20 protein-coding genes and 1 pseudogene are annotated in these 20295 nt (G+C 72.3%); 12 read left to right on the forward strand and 9 right to left on the reverse strand.

The features are described 5' to 3' along the window. Positions 1-398 precede the first annotated feature (398 nt). A complete protein-coding gene (gene aceB / locus MDN94_RS20550; RefSeq protein WP_482727356.1) occupies positions 399-2021 on the reverse strand; it encodes a malate synthase A in 1623 nt (540 codons plus the stop codon). Between the two features lie 252 nt (positions 2022-2273). Further along, on the reverse strand, positions 2274-2888 hold the full coding sequence (locus tag MDN94_RS20555; protein WP_482727357.1) for a nucleotidyltransferase family protein: 615 nt from the start codon (positions 2886-2888) through the stop codon (positions 2274-2276). Between the two features lie 191 nt (positions 2889-3079). On the opposite strand from MDN94_RS20555, the gene MDN94_RS20560 reads away from it, so the two are divergent. Then, a complete protein-coding gene (locus MDN94_RS20560; protein ID WP_482727358.1) occupies positions 3080-4978 on the forward strand; it encodes a serine/threonine-protein kinase in 1899 nt (632 codons plus the stop codon). Positions 4979-5098: 120 nt separating this feature from the next. Continuing rightward, entirely contained in the window at positions 5099-5425 is a 327-nt protein-coding gene (locus tag MDN94_RS20565) for a DUF5955 family protein (protein ID WP_482728191.1), read from the forward strand. 259 nt (positions 5426-5684) lie between these two features. On the opposite strand, the gene MDN94_RS20570 is transcribed toward MDN94_RS20565, so the two are convergent. The 3 genes from MDN94_RS20570 to MDN94_RS20580 all read right to left on the reverse strand — a co-directional run bounded on the left by MDN94_RS20570 (position 5685) and on the right by MDN94_RS20580 (position 7813). Next, a complete protein-coding gene (locus MDN94_RS20570; RefSeq protein WP_482727359.1) occupies positions 5685-5858 on the reverse strand; it encodes a hypothetical protein in 174 nt (57 codons plus the stop codon). Between the two features lie 141 nt (positions 5859-5999). After that, on the reverse strand, positions 6000-6632 hold the full coding sequence (locus MDN94_RS20575) for a response regulator (RefSeq protein WP_482727360.1): 633 nt from the start codon (positions 6630-6632) through the stop codon (positions 6000-6002). Continuing rightward, positions 6629-7813, reverse strand: a complete 1185-nt coding sequence (locus MDN94_RS20580; RefSeq protein WP_482727361.1) for a sensor histidine kinase — start codon at positions 7811-7813, stop codon at positions 6629-6631. Before MDN94_RS20580 ends, MDN94_RS20575 begins: the two co-directional genes overlap by 4 nt. 110 nt (positions 7814-7923) lie before the next feature. Between MDN94_RS20580 and MDN94_RS20585 the strand changes: the two genes are divergently transcribed. The 3 genes and pseudogenes from MDN94_RS20585 to MDN94_RS20595 form a co-directional block, all read left to right on the forward strand. Beyond that, the gene (locus MDN94_RS20585) at positions 7924-8988 is read left to right on the forward strand and encodes an ABC transporter permease (protein WP_482727362.1); all 1065 of its coding nucleotides are present in this window, start codon (positions 7924-7926) and stop codon (positions 8986-8988) included. Then, a complete protein-coding gene (locus MDN94_RS20590) occupies positions 8985-9671 on the forward strand; it encodes an ABC transporter ATP-binding protein (protein WP_482727363.1) in 687 nt (228 codons plus the stop codon). The genes MDN94_RS20585 and MDN94_RS20590 overlap by 4 nt, the downstream gene beginning before the upstream one ends. A gap of 121 nt (positions 9672-9792) precedes the next feature. Further along, positions 9793-10319: pseudogene (locus tag MDN94_RS20595) on the forward strand (hypothetical protein); the annotation flags it as partial. A gap of 66 nt (positions 10320-10385) precedes the next feature. On the opposite strand, the gene MDN94_RS20600 reads toward MDN94_RS20595, so the two are convergent. Beyond that, positions 10386-11627 (reverse strand): MFS transporter, encoded by a 1242-nt coding sequence (locus MDN94_RS20600; RefSeq protein ID WP_482727364.1) that lies wholly within the window; start codon positions 11625-11627, stop codon positions 10386-10388. A gap of 98 nt (positions 11628-11725) precedes the next feature. On the opposite strand from MDN94_RS20600, the gene MDN94_RS20605 reads away from it, so the two are divergent. Next, on the forward strand, positions 11726-12811 hold the full coding sequence (locus MDN94_RS20605; protein ID WP_482727365.1) for a DUF5937 family protein: 1086 nt from the start codon (positions 11726-11728) through the stop codon (positions 12809-12811). Between the two features lie 368 nt (positions 12812-13179). Here the strand turns inward: MDN94_RS20605 and MDN94_RS20610 are convergent, their stop codons facing one another. Then, entirely contained in the window at positions 13180-13980 is an 801-nt protein-coding gene (locus MDN94_RS20610) for an IclR family transcriptional regulator (protein ID WP_053556767.1), read from the reverse strand. A 302-nt stretch (positions 13981-14282) separates the two neighbouring features. On the opposite strand from MDN94_RS20610, the gene allB reads away from it, so the two are divergent. Together allB and alc are read left to right on the forward strand one after the other, a co-directional pair. Then, on the forward strand, positions 14283-15626 hold the full coding sequence (gene allB / locus MDN94_RS20615; RefSeq protein ID WP_482727366.1) for an allantoinase AllB: 1344 nt from the start codon (positions 14283-14285) through the stop codon (positions 15624-15626). A gap of 3 nt (positions 15627-15629) precedes the next feature. Continuing rightward, positions 15630-16751 (forward strand): allantoicase, encoded by a 1122-nt coding sequence (gene alc, locus MDN94_RS20620; protein WP_482727367.1) that lies wholly within the window; start codon positions 15630-15632, stop codon positions 16749-16751. 180 nt (positions 16752-16931) lie between these two features. On the opposite strand, the gene MDN94_RS20625 is transcribed toward alc, so the two are convergent. Beyond that, positions 16932-17663, reverse strand: coding sequence for a 3-oxoacyl-ACP reductase family protein (locus MDN94_RS20625; RefSeq protein WP_482727368.1), 732 nt, complete (start codon positions 17661-17663; stop codon positions 16932-16934). Between the two features lie 176 nt (positions 17664-17839). Here MDN94_RS20625 and MDN94_RS20630 point away from each other — a divergent pair, with 176 nt between their 5' ends. The 4 genes from MDN94_RS20630 to MDN94_RS20645 all read left to right on the forward strand — a co-directional run bounded on the left by MDN94_RS20630 (position 17840) and on the right by MDN94_RS20645 (position 19883). Continuing rightward, positions 17840-18454 (forward strand): dihydrofolate reductase family protein, encoded by a 615-nt coding sequence (locus MDN94_RS20630; protein WP_482727369.1) that lies wholly within the window; start codon positions 17840-17842, stop codon positions 18452-18454. Between the two features lie 92 nt (positions 18455-18546). Then, the gene (locus MDN94_RS20635; protein ID WP_482728192.1) at positions 18547-19473 is read left to right on the forward strand and encodes a DMT family transporter; all 927 of its coding nucleotides are present in this window, start codon (positions 18547-18549) and stop codon (positions 19471-19473) included. 11 nt (positions 19474-19484) lie between these two features. Continuing rightward, positions 19485-19673, forward strand: a complete 189-nt coding sequence (locus tag MDN94_RS20640; protein ID WP_482727370.1) for a hypothetical protein — start codon at positions 19485-19487, stop codon at positions 19671-19673. 84 nt (positions 19674-19757) lie between these two features. Then, positions 19758-19883 (forward strand): hypothetical protein, encoded by a 126-nt coding sequence (locus tag MDN94_RS20645; protein ID WP_482727371.1) that lies wholly within the window; start codon positions 19758-19760, stop codon positions 19881-19883. Between the two features lie 172 nt (positions 19884-20055). Here the strand turns inward: MDN94_RS20645 and MDN94_RS20650 are convergent, their stop codons facing one another. Next, on the reverse strand, positions 20056-20256 hold the full coding sequence (locus MDN94_RS20650; protein WP_482727372.1) for a hypothetical protein: 201 nt from the start codon (positions 20254-20256) through the stop codon (positions 20056-20058). Between the last annotated feature and the right edge of the window lie 39 nt (positions 20257-20295).

The raw sequence follows: 20295 nt of genomic DNA on the forward strand, positions 1-20295 counted from the left end.
ATCTGTGAAGGTCGAGTGGTGGTGCGGCGGAGTCTCGGCCAGAAGTTGACCGATAGTCACCCCTATTCGGTGGGCGTGCATTTGCACCGGGCCGGACCCGGCTCCGGACCATTCCCACCCGTGCCCGTCCGGCGCTGGTCCGCGGCCGCCAGGGTCGGTGCTCGGCGCCAAGGGCGACCCACACCGGATGCTTACATGGTGTGCCGCGGGCTCCAGGAAGGCGTGTCGTCGGTCAGGGCCGGTAGCGGGCGCAGCCCTGACCTCGGAGGTGGGCATCATCCTGCGCCAGTCTTCTGGCAGGTCCGGCTGGCGTGCTCGCCCCGCGTACACGCAGCGCACCGCCCCCGGTGCTGTGCGGTACCGGGGGCGGTGCAAGCGCGGCGCGGGTGGCGCAGGCGTCAGCCGACGAGCTGCTCGTACGCGGGCAGCGTGAGGAAGTCCTCGTAGTTCTCGTCCAGGGCCACCCTCAGCAGCAGGTCGTGCGCCTGCTGCCAGTTGCCGGACGCGAAGGCCTCCTCGCCGACTTCCTCCCGGATCGCGGCCAGTTCCTCCGCCGCGACCTTCCTGGCCAGCTCGGGAGTGGCACGCTCGCCGTTCTCGAAGACGACGCCCGCGTTGATCCACTGCCAGATCTGGGAGCGGGAGATCTCCGCTGTCGCCGCGTCCTCCATCAGGTTGAAGATGGCCACGGCGCCGAGGCCGCGCAGCCAAGCCTCGATGTAGCGGATGCCGACCTGCACGGCGTTGCGCAGGCCCTCGTACGTGGGCCTGGCCTCGAGGGAGTCGACGGCGATCAGGTCGCCGGGCGCCACGGAGACGTCCTCGCGCAGACGGTCCTTCTGGTTCGGCCGGTCGCCGAGGACCGCGTCGAACGAGGCCATCGCGATGGGCACCAGGTCCGGATGGGCGACCCAGGAGCCGTCGAAGCCGTCGCCGGCCTCGCGGTCCTTGTCGGCCTTGACCTTCTCGAACGCGACCTTGTTGACCTCGGCGTCCTTGCGGGACGGGATGAACGCGGCCATGCCGCCGATCGCGTGCGCGCCGCGCTTGTGGCAGGTGCGCACCAGCAGTTCGGTGTACGCCCGCATGAACGGGGCGGTCATCGTCACCGCGTTGCGGTCCGGGAGGACGAACTTCTCGCCGCCGTCACGGAAGTTCTTGACGATGGAGAACAGGTAGTCCCAGCGGCCGGCGTTCAGACCGGAGGCGTGGTCGCGGAGCTCGTAGAGGATCTCCTCCATCTCGTACGCCGCGGTGATCGTCTCGATCAGCACGGTCGCGCGGACCGAGCCCTGCGGGACGCCGACATGGTCCTGGGCGAAGACGAAGATGTCGTTCCAGAGGCGGGCCTCCAGGTGCGACTCGGTCTTGGGCAGGTAGAAGTACGGGCCCTTGCCGAGGTCGAGCAGGCGCCGGGCGTTGTGGAAGAAGTAGAGGCCGAAGTCGACCAGCGCGCCCGGCACCGGGGTCCCGTCCACGGTGATGTGGCGCTCGGCGAGGTGCCAGCCGCGCGGGCGCATCACGACGGTCGCGAGCTCCTCCGAGGGCTTCAGGGCGTACGTCTTGCCCGACCTAGGGTCGGTGAAGTCGATCCGGCGCTCGTAGGCGTCGATGAGGTTGAGCTGGCCGAGGATCACGTTCTCCCAGGTGGGGGCGGACGCGTCCTCGAAGTCGGCGAGCCAGACCTTCGCACCCGAGTTGAGGGCGTTGATGGTCATCTTGCGGTCGGTCGGTCCGGTGATCTCCACGCGGCGGTCGTCCAGGGCGGCGGGGGCCTTGGCGACCTTCCAGGAGTCGTCCGCGCGGATCGCGGCGGTCTCCGGGAGGAAGTCCAGGGTGGAGGTGCGGGCGATCTCGGCGCGGCGCTCGGCGCGGCGGGCGAGCAGCTCGTCGCGGCGCGGGGTGAAGCGCCGGTGCAGCTCGGCCACGAACGCGAGCGCCGCGTCGGTGAGGACCTCTTCCTGCCGGGGCAGGGGCTCGGCTTCGACGATGGCCAGCGGGGACGGCGCTGGTGCGGACATGAGCTGTCACTTCCTTCAGCGAGCTTCACATGCTTCGCATGCTTCACGGGCGGTGCGGGGGCGCCGTGCGGCCGCCGGGTAGCCGGTGGCGGCACTCAGTGCCAGTGGCTCCGGGGTACGGCCGAAGGCGCCGTCCGAGCAGTCAGGCGCTTCTGATCAGTGGATACTAGTTATCGCATGGTGGAAGTTCAATGGTTTGTTGATATCGAGATTCTCCGGGTCGACAGACCGTGGCGCACCGTGCCACGCCGTTCACAGCAAGTACCGGAGATCCTCCGGCGTGTCGATGTCGTACTCCTGCGCCACGTCGCCGCACTCGACGAGCGTGATCGCGTCGGCATGGGCGCGCAGATACGCCCGCGCCCCCTGATCGCCCTCGGCCCCCGCCGCGATCCCGTCCCAGAGGTCCGCGCCGAACAGCACCGGATGCCCCCGCCGCCCCCCGTACGCCGCGGCCGCCAGCGACGCACGGGAGTCGTAGGCCGCACGCACCCGCGCCACCGCCTCCGCGCCGATCCCCGGCTGATCCACCAGCAGCACCAGCGCCGCGTCCGCCGCTCCCAGCGAGGCGAGCCCCACCCGCAGCGACGATCCCATCCCCTCCTCCCATGCCGGGTTGTCCCGCACCACGCATCCGGTCAGGTCCGCCTCCTCCCGTACGCGCTCCGCCGCCGCTCCCAGCACCACATGCACCGGACCGCAGCCGCCCTCGCGCAGCGTCCGCACGGCGTGCTCGACGAGCGGCCTGCCCCGGTGTTCCAGCAGCGCCTTCGGCCTGCCGCCCAGCCGCCTGCCGCCGCCGGCCGCGAGCAACAATCCGGCGACGACCGGCTGGTGAGGGTCCGTCGGAGTACGAGGAGAGGACATGGGGACTCCTTATCCCATAAGAGGGCGAATACACGGACACCCCGCCCCGTGGGGCGCTGCACCGAACGGGCGTTGCCCACTCGTTCCTGCAACCGCCCGTGGGGCGGGCGTCGTCCGACGTGGAGAGCAGGGTGCGACTTGGATAAGGTGCACCTTCCATACTGAGGTTCGCCATGGGGGATCAAGAGTCGATGAGTGGCCGCGCACACCAGGGAACGGTCTTCAAGCCGCTGGGTGAGGACGATCCGAAGCACGTCGCCGGATACAAGCTCGCCGCCCGCCTCGGCGCCGGCGGCATGGGCAAGGTCTACCTCTCCTACACGCCCGGAGGACGCGCCGTCGCCATCAAGGTGATCCGGCCCGACTTCGGCCAGGACGCCGAGTTCCGGCGCCGTTTCGCGCAGGAGGTACAGGCCGCCCAGCGGGTGCAGGGCCTGTTCACCGCGCCCGTCATCGACGCCGACGCCGACGCCGAGCAGCCATGGCTGGCCACCGCGTACGTACCCGGTCCGTCCCTCGCGGACGCCGTGGCCCAGCACGGCAAACTGCCCGTGCAGACGGTGCTGTTGCTGGTGGCCGGCATCGCGGAGGCGCTGCAGATCATCCACGGCGCCGGCATCGTCCACCGTGACCTGAAGCCCGCCAACGTCCTCCTCGCCGCCGACGGCCCGCGCGTCATCGACTTCGGCATCGCGCGCGCCGCCGACGCCACCTCGCTCACCAGCAGCGGGGTCACCATCGGCACGCCGTCGTTCATGGCGCCGGAGCAGGCGGCGGGCAGCCATGTCACCCCGGCCACCGACATCTTCGCCCTCGGCCAGCTCACGGCGTACGCGGCGACGGGCAAGGCGGCCTTCGGCGAAGGTACTTCGCACGGCGTGCTCTACCGGATCGTGCACGAGGAGCCCGACCTCACCGGACTCCCCGACGAGCTGCGCGAGCTGGTGACGCGCTGCATGGTCAAGGAGCCGGAGGCCCGGCCCTCCGTCGCCGAGATCCTGAGCATCTGCCAGGCGGCCAATGGGGAAACGGTGCTGCGGCGCCCGGAGGAGTGGCTGCCCAGCGCGGTGGCCGCCGAGATCACGACCCGCAAGGCGGCGCCCGCGCCGCCGGTCACCCCCGCGGCCGGCCAGCCCGCCGTGACCCCTCAGGCCCCGGCCGCACCCGCCCCGACCCACCAGCCGACCGCGCACGCCGCGCCCTCGACCCCGCCGCCCGGCTTCGGTCCCGCCCCGCAGCCCCAGACGCCGCCGGCCCAGCCGCAGCAGCACATGATGCAGCCGCAGCAGGCCGCTCACCAGCAGCCCGGGACCCAGCCGCAGCAGTCCACGTACGGCTATCCGCAGACGGCGCAGCAGGCCCCCGGCTACGGCTACCCGCAGACGGCGCCGCACCACCAGCACACCGGCCCTCAGCCGTACGGCAACGTCGCACAGCAGGGACCGGACGTCGCGCCCAAGAAGAAGGGCCGCACGCTCGCCATCGCCCTGGTGGCCACTCTCGTGCTGGGCGGCGCGGCGGGTGGCGGCGCGTATCTGGCGCTCTCCGACAAGGGCTCGGGCAAGAAGACCGAGAGCCAGGACAAGGGCGCCCCCGAATCCTCCAAGCCCGCCGGCAGCACGCCGTCCGGTGGCGCCTCCACGCCCGGCGACGAGGGCGACGGACTCGACACCGCGCCCGGCGACGTGGTTCCCGACCCCGAGCCCAAGACCTACACGGGGCTCGACATCGTGAACAACTACCACGTCTTCCTCGACCACGATCCGGTCAAGCCCGTCAATGACGACTCCAACGCGGACTTCGAGTACGAAGGCGACCTCGACCAGGTCGAGACCGAGACCGGCCGGATGATCCTGCTCCGTACCGGGCAGACCGGCGACCTCGACACCTGCCGCAACGACACCCGCTACACGACCACCATCGAAACGGGGCTGCTGTCCAAGGGCTCCCAGATCTGCGTGCTGACGGATTCCGGCCATGTCGGCCTGCTCACCTACCAGGGCAAGTCGCCGGAGAACGACCCCAGCAAGTTCATCTCCGTCGATGTGACCGTGTGGCGCAACGCGATGGACGTCGTTCCGACGTCCTGAATTGCGTCCGCACGGTGGCGCGCCGTCACCCGGATGGCGTTAACTGGCCCGCACCCCTCGGGCGTTGACCACGACCCCCGGCGGGACCGTGGAGTGCACAAGACGTGCGAGGGGCTGGCTTTGTTGCGGAGCGTGGGGCAGACGCGGGTGACAGGCAGGGGCAGTGGCGAGGAGCCGAGAGCGGCGGAGCTGCGTGCTGCCGTCGCCAGGCTCAGACGCGAACTCGCGGGCTACCCCGCCGAGTTCAGCGACCGGGGGATCGCGGAGGACGAACTGGCGGTGATGGCGGCGATGGTGGCGGCGGGAGACCCCGAGATCCCGCGGATGCGGCGCTCGCTGCTGCTGATCGCGGGGGCAGTCGGCTCGGTGAGCGCGCTGTCGCCCGCGCTGATGCAGGTACGCGCGGCCGTGGACCTTTTCGGACAGTCACCGCCCCAGCGCCGCTGACTCGGTGGACGCTCGGCTCCCGCCATGCGGCGGGAGCCGAGCGCCCACCGGTCCGTGGGGTACAGGCAGGGGCGGCGCCGGAGCCGACCCTGGAGCCGGTTCGGCGGCGTCCGCCTCCACGGACCATGTGATCACACGCATCTCTTCGCTCCTCGTGCTCCGTACGGATCCCGTCCGCCGGGCGGGAAGAACCGGCGGGTGTCCCGGCCGCAGCCGAGCCGCGGCCCCGGGGGCCGTCCCGGCGCACGCGGTGACGTGCTCAGCGCCTGAAGCCGTGCTTCGCATTCTCCTTGGTCTCGCGGGCCCTGCCCCGTGTCTCCAGAGCGGCGCCCTTGGCCGCGGTGGTCTCCTTGCCCATCGCATGGGCCGCCTTCCGCACGGCCCTGCCGACAACCTGCTCGGCCTTGGCCTTGGCCTTCTCTCCGGCACTCATGTCGGTCCTTTCGTAGTCTCTCCACTCCTGCGGCTGCCCGAGCCGCAGGAGTGGAAACCGATCGCTTCGCGCGAGTGGAGAACGGCGCGAGGCTCCGGCCGCGTCGCGTTCGCGGGCCCGGAGCCTCGCGACCGTGCGGGATCACCGTCGGATCAGCCTCCGCGCCGTCGCCGCCGCCACAGCCGACGTGCGCGAGTCCACGCCCAGCTTGGCGAAGATGTGCACCAGGTGGGACTTCACCGTCGCCTGGCTCAGGAACAGCTTCTTGCTGATCTGTTGGTTGGACAGGCCGTCGCCCACCAGCTGGAGCACCTCCAGCTCGCGCTTGGTCAGCGCCTGCGCCGGGGTGCGCATACGGTCCATGAGGCGGTGCGCCACCGCCGGGGCCAGCGCGGACCGGCCGGCCGCCGCCGTGCGGACCGCCGCGGCCAGTTCCTCCGGCGGAGCGTCCTTCAGCAGATAGCCCGCCGCGCCGGCCTCCACCGCCGCAAGGATGTCCGCGTCGGTGTCATACGTGGTGAGGATCAGCACCCGGGGGCCGTCCGGGAGCGCGCTGATCGCCGCCGTCGCCTCCGAGCCGTGCATGCCCGGGCCGAACTGGAGGTCCATCAGCACCACGTCGACACCGCCCACCGCGGCCTGCCGCACCGCCGCCACCGCGGTCGCCGCCTCGCCGACGACCTCGAAGTCGGTCTCGGTGTCGAGGACCGCGCGCAGTCCCGCCCGTACGACGGGATGGTCGTCGGCGAGCAGCAGACGGATGGGCCCGGTCATGCGGCGCGCTCCGTGGCCGACGCGGGCAGCGGCAGGGTGAGGGCGACGGCCGTGCCCTGGCCGGGCGCGGACTCGACGCTCAGCGTTCCGCCGAGCGAGCCGGCCCGCGAGCGCATCGCGCGCAGCCCGAAGCCGCCGTCACCGCTGGGTGCCTCGTCGGGGTCGAAGCCCCGGCCGTCGTCGACGACGTCCAGCGACACCGAGGTGTCCATGTAGCTGAGGGTGATCTCCGCCCGCGAGGCGGCAGCATGGCGCTCGGTGTTGGCGAGCGCCGACTGCGCGGTCCGCAGCAGTGCCACCTCGTACGGCGTGGGCAGCTCCACGGGCGTGCCGCTGACCCCGAACCGCACCACCGGGCCGTGGGCTTTCGCGCACAGCCGCTCCAGCGCGCCGGCCAGCGAGCCGCGTTCCAGGTCCGGCGGGGAAAGGGCACGTACGAACCGGCGGGCCACGGCCAGGTTGTCCTGCGCCGCACGACGCGCCTGCCGCACATGCAGGGCGGCCGGGTCGTCCTCGTCCAAGGCCCGTTCCGCGGCGCGCAGCAGCAGCTGGATGCTGGACAGGCCCTGTGCGAGCGTGTCGTGGATCTCGCGGGCGAGCCGTTCCCGTTCGGCCAGCGTTCCCGCTGTGCGTTCGGCGGCGGCGAGTTCCGCGCGGGTGGAGACCAGTTCCTCGATCAGCCGGCGGCGGCTTTCGCTCTCCCGGTACAGCGCCTGGTAGCCGAGCACGGTCGCCACCGCGACGGCCGCGCCCAGCAAAGGTCCGATGAACGTGCCCGGGGTCACCGTCTGCCCGTGCAGCAGGAAGCTCCCGATCGCGGCGGCGGCCGTCGCCGCCACAGCGGCCAGGCCCCACCGCACCGGCAGCAGATGCAGCTGGAGGAAGTACAGCGGGAACGCCACCCACAGCGCGTCCGGCGAAAGGACCAGCAACGCCAGCCACGTCGCGCCGAGTGCCGCCAGCCACAGGGCTGCGGCACGCCCGGAGCGATGCACTCCGGGTGTGAGGACACCCACCGCGTACACGGCCGCGACCAGCGCGGCCGTGATCACGACCGCGTACGCCTGCGGCTCGCCGCCGGTGACGGCCCGCACGGCGGCCAGCGCCAGCAGTCCGGCCAGCAGGGCATGAAGACACACGCGCAGTACGCGCACGACGGGGGTCAGGGTCCGGGAGTCCATGGTCACTCCAGCGTAAGCACGGCGCCGGGTGACCGGCTCAATCAAAAGGTTGAGACGGATACGCACCGGAGTGCGATGTCAGGGCACGCCGTGCGCACCAGGCTGGAGCCATGTTCGTCGCATGGAGAGACCTTCGCTTCGCCAAAGGGCGGTTCGCGCTGATGGGCACGGTCGTCGTGCTGATCACCCTGCTGGTGGGACTGCTGTCCGGGCTCACCGCAGGCCTGGCCAGGGAGAACACCTCGGCCGTCACCGGCCTGCCGGCCGACCGCCTGGCCTTCGCCGCGCCACCGGGCGGCCGGCCCGTCTCGTTCGCGAACTCGGCCGTCACTCCGAGCCAGTGGCAGGGGTGGGCCGCCCGCCCCGGCGTCACGGCCGCCGCCCCGCTGGGCATCCGGACGCTGGATGCGACCGCAGGGAAGCGTACGGCAGCCGTCTCCGCCTTCGGCAGCGAGCCGTCGGCCGGTCTCGCGCCGCGTCCGGTGCGCTCCGGCGAGGTCGTGCTCTCCGAGCCGGCCGCGGACGAGCTCGCACTTCGGGCGGGCGACCGGGTCCGGCTGGGCACGCTGGACGCGACCGTCGCCGCCGTCGAGGGCGACGCCTCCTACTCCCACACGCCCGTCGTGTGGACGGCGCTCGACGACTGGCAGCGCCTCTCGACGGGCCCGGCGGCGACCGTGATCGCGCTGACCACAACCGGCGGTGCCGACATCGCCGCGGCCGACGAGGCGATCGGCACGCAGACCCGCACCGTCGACGACGCGCTGGACGCCATCGGCTCCTACCGGTCGGAGAACGGCTCGCTGCAGCTGATGCGCGGCTTCCTGTTCGCGATCTCGGCCCTCGTCATCGGCGCGTTCTTCACGGTGTGGACGATCCAGCGCAGCGGTGACGTGGCCGTGCTCAAGGCGCTGGGCGCCTCCACCCGCTACCTGCTGCGCGACGCCCTCGGGCAGGCGGTGGTGATGCTCGCCGCCGGGACCCTGCTCGGCACCGGGCTCGCGGCCGGTGCCGGGGCGCTGATCGGCGGCGGCGACGTGCCCTTCGTGCTCGACGGCCCGACCGTCCTCGTCCCGGCCGCCGTGATGATCGTCCTCGGCGCGGCCGGGGCGGCCCTGTCCATCCGGCGGATCACCGCTGTCGACCCGCTGACCGCACTTGGGAGCGCACGATGAGCCTGCTGCTCGACGACATCACCCTCACCTATCCCGACGGCCGGGGGCGGCTGACCGCACTCGACCGGGTCACGCTCGACGTTCCCGCCGGTTCGCTGACCGCCGTCGTCGGACCGTCGGGTTCCGGTAAGTCCAGCCTGCTGGCCGTCGCGGCGACGCTGGTCACCCCCGACAGCGGCCGGATCGTCGTGGACGGCGCCGACACGGCCGGGCTCGGCCCGGCGGCCAAGGCCGCTCTGCGCCGGGAGCGCATCGGCATAGTCTTCCAGCAGCCGAACCTCCTGCCGTCGCTGACGGCAGTGGAGCAGTTGCAGGTGATGGCCCATGTCTCCGGCCGGCTCGCGCGCACCGCCCGCGGCAGGGCCCTCGAACTGCTCGACGCGGTCGGCCTCGCGGCGGAGGCCCACCGCCGGCCGCACCAGCTGTCGGGCGGCCAGTGCCAGCGGGTGAACATCGCCCGGGCGCTGATGAACGACCCGGCCGTGCTCCTCGTCGACGAGCCGACCAGCGCGCTCGACCACGAGCGGGGCGCTGCGGTCCTGGACCTGCTGGTGGGCCTGACCCGCGAACGGGCCACGGCGACCGTGCTGGTGACGCACGACCTGGCGCATCTGGAACGGATGGATCGCACGGTCACCATGAGGGACGGCCGCCTCACGCCCGCGCTCACCGCCTCGCTCTGAGGGGGCGCCACGGACCGGTCTCCCCGGTGGAGGGGAAATCGGTCCAGGGCGTTGATAACGATGTCAGCCGCATGGTCGTCAAGTCTCCGCGCCGGTCCATGGATTCAGGAGAGGGACGCCCATGCATCCACTGCTCAGGAGAATACGGGCGCGCACGACGCGGGCCGCCGCCCTTCCGCTGGCGGCCGCCATGGCGTGGGGCGGGCTCCTCGCCCCCGCCCCCGCCGCGCAGGCCGCCGCGCCGGTGGCGTAAGACCTCGCCGCGCTGGTCGACCCTTCGTCGGCACGCAGAACTTCGGCAACACCTTCCCGGGCGCGAGCGCCCCGTTCGGCATGGTGCAGGTCAGCCCCGACACCGGCGGACAGGGTGGCTACGACTACCAGCAGGACAGGATCCACGGGTTCAGCCAGACCCATCTCTCCGGCGTCGGCTGCTCCGTCGCCGGCGAACTGCCCCTGATGCCCACCACCGGAGCTGTCGACACCGTCGATCCGTCCCGATACCGGTCCGCCTACTCACACGACGACGAGGAGGCCGAGCCCGGCCACTACCGCGTCGGCCTGAAGACGTACGGCATCGACGCGGAGCTCACTGCCACGCCCCGCACCGGCTGGCAGCGCTACACCTTCCCCGCGACCGGTCGGGCCAAGTTCGCGCGGTCCCGGTTCTCGTCCGCCGGTGCTTCGGACCGTCGCCGCAGGCGAGTTGCGGGCTCATGAGCCTGATCGTGTCAGGAGGCGGCAACCGATGAGCCGCTTCCCCCGGTCCTTCTCGGTGGCGACGGCGGAGGCGGAGACGAGCGTCGCGGCGGCGAGGCTCCCCCAGAGGGCGGCCGCGCCATGGGGCGCGAGAGCGGTGATGACCGCCGGGGAGACGGCGAGGCCGAAGCCCGAAGAGAGCTCGAAGCGGGCGAGGGCACGTCCCAGGACGTGGGGCGGAGCAAGGGCGGTGACGAGCGCGGTGGCGCTGCCGGCATAGATGATCTCGCCGATCGTGCAGACCACGGACACCGCGGCGACGGCAGGGGCGCCCCAGCCGTGTCCCAGTGAGGTGGCCGCGAGAAAGCCGAGATAGGACGCGGCGAGCACCACGCCGGCGAGAGCCAGCACATGGCGCCGGGGGAAGCGGGACATCAGGACGGTGAGGGGAACCTGCAGGGTGACCACCAGCACCGTGTTGGCCACGAAGATGGCCGCCGACCACACCGGCGACGCGTGCAGCTGCGTCACCAGGACCAGAGGGAGCGCGATTTCGGGGACGTTGAGGCAGAAGACGTAGACCACGTTGGCGGCCAGCAGTGCCCGCATCCGAGGCGCGGGCCCGTCGGCCTTGTCCTCGGCCGGGGCAGCGGCCGGAAGGACGTGCAGGCGGATCGACCACGCCAAGGCCGCCGCAACGAGACAGGCGAGCCCGGTGACGGCCGCCAGCGCCTGCAGAGCGGTCGTGCCGCCCGCCAGGCAGGCGGTGGCGACGAGCGCGCCCACCCCCAGACCGGCGTTGCGCAGGGCGCGACCCGCGGCGAGAGCGGCGTCGCGGTCCCGGCCGTGGGCGACCGTGGCCACGAGGGCCGCGTGGGCGGCCGGCCACGCCTGGTTGCCGATGCCGAGGAGGAGCGCCGCCGCCGCGAACAGCCAGACGTGACCCGCGGGGGTCGACAGCAGCAGCGCCACGCCGAGTGCACGCATCAGCATCGACGCCGCGACGACCGTGCTGCGTGCGCCCCGGTCCAGCCATCGGCCCACCGCGGGCATGCACACCAGGCCTACGACGATGCCGACCGTCATGGCGATGCCCGTGACCGGCGCGGACAACCTGAGCACGGTCACTCCGTAGAGCAGCAGAAAGGGCCGCAGCAGTCCGGTGCCGAGCGCGTCGACGGCCAGGGCGACGGCGTAGCGGGGTCCTCCGGAGGCACGGACGAGGGCGCGGGGCCGGATCTTGGTGGTGGTCGGCATGGCGGCAACGGTGCGTTCGGCCGCCGGGACTGCCACGCCGGTTGACGGACAACGTCAACCGGGGCCGTCGCCGCCGTCCGGTCGGTGATGCTGAGGGGATGACGTTGAGGATCGACATCGGCGGGCTGCCGTCCGAGCGGCTGCGGTTCGCCGCCTCCCCGCTGGCCGAACTGACCGCGATGCTGCACGTGCTGGCCGAACCCGGGCATCATCCGCAGCACGCCGGCTGGGCCGGGGACGTCTGGTCCGGGCTGCGGCCGGAGCTGGCAGAGCGGCTGCGGGAGGCGGAGTTCCTCTGGCGATCCTCACAGGCCGACTTCCTGATCCCCGCCAGGCCTCGGCCGACCCTCGCCGCAGAGTTGGACGACGTGGACCGGATCGACGACGAGACGTACGCGACCGCCGCACTCGTCGCCACGTGCGGCAGCAACCGGGTCCACTCCGCCGGGGCGTCGCCGCTCACCGACGCGACCGCGCGCGAGCGGGCCCTGGACCTGGCCCAGGCCCGCGGCGCGCGGCAAGAGGCATTCGCCGAACGGCTGCTCGCGGACCCGGCCGCTGTGCGGGCGCGGGTGCGCCGCACCCTCGAACAGTGCGCCGAGGCATTCTTCGACGCCGCGTGGACGGGTGTCGCCGTGCGGCTCGCCACCGATCTGCGCCTGAAGAACGACCTGTTGAAGCGCCAGGGCATCGGCGCGGCGCTCGCATCGGTCTCCGGCGCCCTCGCCCTGGCACCGGACGGCGACTGCATCATCGTGGACAAGCTGCAGGACAAGGCGACCGCCGCCCACGGCACCGGTGTCACCTTCATCCCCAGTGTCTTCGGCAGCCCCCACCTGGTGGTGGTGCATGCGCCCGGGTGGCAACCGGTGGTGCAGTACCCCGTCGCCGAGCCGGGTCCTTCGGAGCCGGTACCGCTGGAAACGGTCACCCTGCGGCTGGAGGCACTCGCGCATCCGGTACGGCTTCGGCTGCTGCGCACCCTGGCCCGCGGCCCGCACACCACCGGCGAGCTGGCCCACGCCTGGGAACTCTCACCCCCGGAGGTCTCCCGCCACCTCGCGGTCCTGCGTCGCGCGGGCCTGCTCACCGCCCGGCGGCAGGGTCGTTACGTGCGGCACCACCTCAATCTGCCCGATCTGACGGCGTTGGGGGCGGACCTGCTGGCTGCCGTACTGCGCTGAGCGGCTCCGGCCTGCCGGAACGCGGACGACCGCCGTCTTCGCGGCCTCGTCCGACTCGGCGCACGCCGCCGGGCGGCCGGGCGCGTCCTGGGCAGCCAGGCAGCCAGGGAGCCATCGGCCGCTGGGCGGTACCGACGCGCCGGCCTGCCGCCTTCGGGCAGCCGGGGAACGCACCGGCGCCACGGGCAGTACCGCGGGCAAGCGCCTGCCGCGCTCGGTCAGCCGGGGGACGCACCGGCAGCCGAGCGCAGCGGCCGACAAGCGGTACTGGTGCGCGCCTGCCTCGCTCGGTCATCCGGGGAGCGAACCGGCCGCAACCGCCGGATCCACGACGTTCACCGGCCCTCGGCCTCGGCCCTCCCGTGTCGTCAGCTCTGCGCGTTGGTGTTGGCCAGCGCCGCCGACAGGTCGAGAGCGACCTCCTGGAGGATGGGCACGATCTTCTCCGTCGCCGCCTCCGTCACCCTGCCCGCCGGACCGGAGATCGAGACGGCTGCGGCGGTGGGGGAGTCGGGCACGGAGACCGCGAGGCAGCGGACCCCTATCTCCTGCTCGTTGTCGTCGACCGCGTAGCCGGCGCGGCGGACCTGCTCGAGCGCCTCGAGGAAGCCCTCCGGAGTCGTGATCGTCTTCTCGGTCGCGGCGGGCATCCCGGTCCTGGCCAGCAGCGCCCGCACCTCTTCCGCGGGGGTGTGCGCGAGCAACGCCTTGCCCACGCCGGTGGAGTGCGGCAGCACCCGGCGGCCGACCTCGGTGAACATGCGCATGGAGTGCTTCGAGGGCACCTGCGCCACGTAGACGATCTCGTCGCCGTCGAGCAGCGCCATGTTCGCCGTCTCGCCGGTCTCCTCGACGAGGCGGGCGAGGTAGGGGCGGGCCCAGGTGCCGAGGAGCCGGGAGGCGGACTCGCCGAGGCGGATCAGCCGGGGGCCGAGCGCGTAGCGGCGGTTGGGCTGCTGGCGCACGTAGCCGCAGGCGACCAGCGTGCGCATCAGACGGTGGATCGTGGGCAGCGGCAGACCACTGCTGGCGGAGAGCTCGCTGAGGCCGACCTCGCCACCGGCGTCGGCCATTCGTTCGAGCAGGTCGAAGGCGCGCTCAAGGGACTGCACGCCGCCGCTGGCGGCGGGCTTGGCTGCGTCGGTGGCGCTGGCGCTGGACGTCGGCACGTCGGCGGTCCTTTCGGGCAGGCAGGGCAAGGCTGCAGCCTACCGGGCGCGGCTCCGGGAAACATCGCCCGCCAAGTCGCGTCGTGGCCGGTCAGGGCGTGTTTGTCCCTGTGTCTGCGGTGATGCGCGGGCCTGCTCCTGGCTGAAGCGACCACGTCGCAGTGGAATTGTACTTCCACTTTGTGGAAACGTACAAGCGTGACCTTCCGGCCCGGGCGGGTCTTGACGGGTATCGACGAGAGGGGAAGACTCCTTCAACAGTTCGTTGAAAATTCGCTGAGCAGTGAAAGTGAGGGGAGCGGGTGTCCGACGTGGAAGTGGACCTGGTGCTGCGCTCGACGCGCGTGATCACCCCCGAGGGGACGCGCGCCGCGACGGTAGCCGTCGCCGGCGGGCGGATCGCCGCGGTGGGTCCGTACGACGCCGACGTGCCGGCCGGGGCCCGGCTCGAGGACTTCGGCGACGACGCCGTCCTCCCCGGCCTCGTCGACACCCACGTTCATGTGAACGACCCCGGCCGCACCGAGTGGGAGGGCTTCTGGACCGCCACCCGCGCGGCCGCCGCAGGCGGCATCACCACCCTGCTCGACATGCCGCTCAACTCCCTGCCGCCCACCACCACCGTCGACCACCTCGCCGTCAAGCGCGACGTGGCCCGCCCCAAGGCGCACATCGACGTCGGCTTCTGGGGCGGCGCGATCCCGTCCAACGTCAAGGACCTGAGGCCGCTGCACGACGCCGGAGTGTTCGGCTTCAAGTGCTTTCTGTCGCCGTCGGGCGTCGAGGAGTTCCCCGAGCTCGACCAGGAGCAGCTTGCCCGCTCGATGGCCGAGATCTCCGCCTTCGGCGGCCTTCTGATCGTGCACGCGGAGGACCCCCACCACCTCGCCTCCGCGCCGCAGCGGAGCGGGCCCAGATACGCAGACTTCCTCGCCTCCCGGCCCCGGGACGCCGAGAACACCGCGATCGGGAACCTGATCTCGCACGCCAAGCGGCTCGGCGCCCGCGTCCACGTCCTGCACCTGTCCTCGAGCGACGCGCTGCCGCTGATCGCCGAGGCCCGGCGGGAGGGCGTGGCGATCACCGTCGAGTCGTGCCCGCACTTCCTCACCCTCACCGCGGAAGAGGTCCCGGACGGGGCGACCGAATTCAAGTGCTGCCCGCCGATCCGGGAGGCCGCGAACCAGGACGCGCTCTGGCAGGGCCTCGCCGACGGCACGATCGACTGCATCGTCTCCGACCACTCCCCCTGCACCACCGACCTCAAGACCCCGGACTTCGCATCCGCCTGGGGCGGCATCTCCTCGCTCCAGCTGGGCCTGCCCGCAATCTGGACCGAGGCCCGCAAGCGCGGCCACACCCTCGACGACGTCGTCCGCTGGATGGCGAAGGCCCCCGCCGACCTGGCGGGCCTCGGCGCCAAGGGCGCCATCGAGGCCGGCCGCGACGCCGACTTCGCCGTCCTCGCCCCCGACGCGACCTTCACCGTCGACCCGGCGGAACTGCACCACCGCAACCAGGTGACCGCCTACGCGGGCAGGACGCTGTACGGGATGGTCAGATCGACGTGGCTGCGCGGCAAGCGGATCGTGGAGAACGGCAACCTGGCCGAGCCGACGGGCCGGCTGCTCGAAAGGAACAACTGAACCGTGTCTGCATCCACCGTCCCCTCCTTCACCGGTGACGCCAGCCCCTACGGCGGCGGCGACCCGTACGCCGACTACCGTGCGGCCGACTTCCCGTTCACGCGGTACGCCGACCTCGCCGACCGCCGCCTCGGCGCGGGCGTCGTCGCCGCCAACGACGAGTTCTTCGCCGAGCGCGAGAACCTGCTGAAGCCGGAGCCCGCCGAGTTCGACCCGGAGCACTTCGGCCACAAGGGCAAGATCATGGACGGCTGGGAGACCCGCCGCCGCCGCGGCGTGAGTGCCGAGCAGCCCCACCCCACCGAAGAGGACCACGACTGGGCACTGGTACGCCTCGGCGCCCCCGGCGTCGTACGCGGCATCGTCGTCGACACCGCGCACTTCCGCGGCAACTACCCGCAGGCCGTGTCGATCGAGGGCACCTTGGTCGCCGGCTCGCCCTCCCCGGAGGAGCTCCTCGGCGACGACGTGAAGTGGACGACGCTCGTCCCGCGCACCGCCGTCGGCGGCCACGCCGCCAACGGTTTCGCGGTCGACGTCGAGCAGCGCTTCACGCACCTGCGCGTCAACCAGCACCCCGACGGCGGCATCGCCCGCCTGCGCGTCCACGGCGAGGTCGTGCCCGACCCCGCCTGGCTCGGCGCGCTGGGCACCTTCGACCTCGTCGCGCTCGAGAACGGCGGCCAGGTCGTGGACGCCTCCGACCGCTTCTACTCCCCGGCCACCAACACCATCCAGCCCGGCCGCTCCCGCAAGATGGACGACGGCTGGGAGACCCGCCGTCGCCGCGACAAGGGCAACGACTGGATCCGCTACCAGCTGGTCGGGCAGGCGGAGATCCGTGCGGTCGAGATCGACACCGCGTACCTGAAGGGCAACAGCGCGGGCTGGGCGGCGCTGTCCGTACGGGACGGCGCCGAGGGCGAGTGGCGCGAGGTCCTGCCGCGCACCCGGCTGCAGCCCGACACCAACCACCGGTTCGTGCTCGACGCCCCCGCGGTCGGCACCCATGTGCGGATCGACATCTACCCCGACGGCGGCATCTCCCGCCTGCGGCTGTTCGGCTCCCTGACCGAGCAGGGCGCGGCCCGTCTGACGGCACGTCACCAGGAGCTCGGCGGCTGATCGTTCCCCGGAGGAGCCCGGCGGGCGGGCGTTTTGCCGCAGTTCCCGCCGGAGCCCTGCGGCAGGCGTCCGCCAGGAGCGCGGGAGGCGCGCAGCCGCCACAGAACGGGGAGGCACGACACCCTCCCTGCCCCGCGGGGCGCACCGGCCGACAGCAACGGTGCGCCTCGCGCGCAGGTCTCAGGCCGCGTGCCCGCCGTCCACGGAGAACTCGGCGCCGGTGATGTACTCCGCCTCGCCGCCCGCCAGATACGCGACCATCGACGCGATCTCCTCCGGCCGGCCGAAGCGGCCGAGCGCCGTGTCCGCCTTCTGCGGGTCCGCGTACGGACCGTCCGCCGGGTTCATGTCGGTGTCGACCGGACCCGGGTGGACGATGTTCGCCGTGATGCCCCGCCCGCCCAACTCCCTCGCCAGCGCCTTGGTGAGGCCGATCAGCGCGGACTTGCTCATCGCGTACAGGGTGCCGCCGGGGCCCGGCACCCGCTGGGTCAAGCACGTGCCGATCGTGACGATCCGCGAGCCGCTCCCCATCCGTGCGGCGGCCGCCCGGGACGTGAGGTAGACGCCCCGTACGTTCACGGCCAGCACCCGGTCCACATCGGCCGGCGTGATGTTCTCCAGCGGCCCGAGCAGGCCCACGCCCACGTTGTTGACGAGGATGTCGAGCCCGCCCAGGGATTCCACGGTGCGGTCCACGGCGTTCGCCGCCTCCGTGGCGTCGGCCGAGTCGGCCCGCAGGGCCATCCCGCGCCGTCCCGACTCCTCGATCCGCCGCACGACTTCCTCCGCGGCCTCCTTCCCCGCCATATAGGTGATCGCGACATCCGCCCCGCCCCGAGCCAGCCGCAGTGCGGTCGCCGCGCCGATCCCGCGGCTTGCGCCGGTCACCAGAGCCACCTTGCCGTCCATCCGAGCCTCCAACATCCGCTAAATGGTTGCGGCTTCAATCACATCGCTTCCGGTGGCCCCGTGCTGGCGGTGATCGGACATCGCGCTCGGCGCGCCGATGAGTTCGCGGGCCCGGCGCGGTCAGAGCTGTGAGACTCATCGAAACCCGCTGAAAAGCGATGAAAGGCGAAGGAACCATGGCACAGCTCTCCCTCACCCAGTTCCTCACCCTCGACGGCGTCTACCAGGCCCCCGGCGGGCCCGAGGAGGACACCACCGGCGGATTCGAGCACGGCGGCTGGTCCGTGCCGTACGGGGACGAGGACTTCGGACAGTTCATCAACGAGGTCTTCGGGCGGGTCGGCGCCTTTCTGCTGGGCCGGCGCACCTACGACATCTTCGCGAGCTACTGGCCCAAGCAGACCGACCCCACCGACCCGGTCGCCGGCAAGCTCAACGCCCTGCCCAAGTACGTCGTCTCGACGACTCTCGAGTCGCCCGACTGGGAGAACACCACCGTCATCCGCGGCGACATCGTCAAGGAGGTCACCGCACTCAAGGACCGCACCGACGGGGAACTCCAGATGCACGGCAGCGGCAAGCTCGCCCAGACCCTGATGGCCCACGACCTCGTCGACAAGCTCTACCTGGTCGTCTTCCCGGTCGTGCTCGGCACGGGCATGCGCCTGTTCCCGGAGGGTGCGAGGCCCACTGCGTTCAGGCACCTCGAGGCGCGGACCACCGGCAGCGGTGCGGCGATCCACACGTACGAGCTCGCCGGCCGCCCCGAGTACGGCAGCTACGCGGAGTAGATGTGGCACCCCCTGCGCGGGTCCCGGTACGGTGATCGCTCCCGTGTGCGAGCCGCTGATGTCTCCACCCCGTCGTGTCCGCTGGAGACCAGGTGTCGTCGATCGCCGTACCCGCACCCGCGCTCGCCCCCCGCCGGGCCTGGCTCACCGACCTGCCGGTGCTGCTCGTCGCCGTCGTCTGGGGTGCCAGCTATCTCGCGGCGAAGGGCATCACGACCACGCACACCGTCGTGGCCGTCCTCGTCCTGCGGTTCGCGCTCGTCCTGCCGGCGCTCGCCGTGGCGGGGCGGCGCAGGCTGCGGTCGCTGACCGCCGCGCAGTGGCGGGGGGCCGGGCTGCTCGGACTGATCCTGAGCGCCGTCTTCCTGCTCGAGACCTACGGCGTGGTCCACACCTCGGCCACCAACGCCGGCCTCATCATCAGCCTCACCATGATCTTCACGCCGCTCGCTGAGGCAGCGGTGACCCGGCGCCGGCCCCCCTCGTCCTTCCTCGCCGCGGCCGCCGTATCGGTCGCCGGCGTGGTGCTGCTCACCCAGGGGGCGGGCTTCACCAACCCCTCCGCCGGTGACGTGCTGATGCTGCTGGCCGCCGCGGTCCGCACCGTCCATGTGCTCGCCATGGCCAGGATCAAGGCGGTCCGCGGCGCGGACTCCCTCTCCCTGACGACGGTGCAACTCGGGGCGGCGGTCGCCGTGTTCACCGTGCTGGCCGTTCTGCCGGGCGGCGGGGCGTCACCGTGGGCGGTGGCCGTCGGCTTCGGGCCACGTGAATGGGCCGGGCTGGTGTTCCTGTCCGTCTTCTGCACGCTGTTCGCGTTCTTCGTGCAGATGTGGGCCGTACGCCGCAGCTCGCCGTCCCGCGTCAGCCTGCTTCTCGGCACCGAGCCGCTTTGGGCCGCCGCCGCGGGCATCGCCATCGGCGGCGAACACATCGGCGCGGTCGGCCTGGTGGGCGCGGCTCTGGTGCTCGCGGGGACGACCTGGGGGCGCCGCGCCGCCGACAGGGCCGACCGCTAGTTTCGACGCTCGTGCGATCGCTTCAGTACGACATGGCCTTCCGCGCCCGCGCGAAACGGACGCAGAACTGGGGTTTCGGCCTCTTGTCCGTGGCGGCCCTGCTGTGGGTGTGGTTCGGCGTGCTGCTGCTCCTCCCGTACACCCTCGACAGCGAGTACGGCAAGGGCAGGGAGTGCGAGTCCCGGCTGCTTACCGAGTAGGGCACGGCCAACGAGGGCGGCGAGGACGCTACCTGTGAGGCCGAGCGTGACTGGCCCGAACTCCTCGGCGTCCTCGGCCTGTCCGTGCCGGTCGCGGTCGTCGGCACCGCGCTCTGCACCAGCGGGAGCCTCGGCAACCGCCTGAGCGAGCACGCGGCGGAGGTCGCCCGGCTCATGGACGCGGAGCAGCCGGCGAAGGACAAGGCCTGACGGCGGCGGGCGGCGCGGCCCGCGAAGTGCCGGCTCGACGGCGGCGGCGCGTGGCGCGGTCGGGGGGCGGCGGCGTGCGCTCCGGTCCGGCGCCGGGCGGTCCGCTCCGAAGCGGCGCGGTGCGCGGCCGTGGTCGGGCGCGGGGCGCGACCAGGGCGCCGGCACCTGATCCTCAGCGGAACCGGTCCGACGCCACCATCATCACCCCGCCCAGCACCGCCAGCACGATGCTCGCGTAGAGCTCATGGCCGTCGAGGAAGCTCAGGCGCCGCACCACTCCCCAGAGCTTGAACCAGCCTGTGAGTTCGTGGGCCGCACCCGCCGCGCCCCACACGAACAGCAGGAACCCGCCGACCTCGAGAATCTTCTTCATGCCCGCAGCCTCCCGAGGCACGGCGTCCGCGCGCGTCCG

The sequence above is a fragment of the Streptomyces sp. WAC00040 genome (assembly GCF_056835925.1).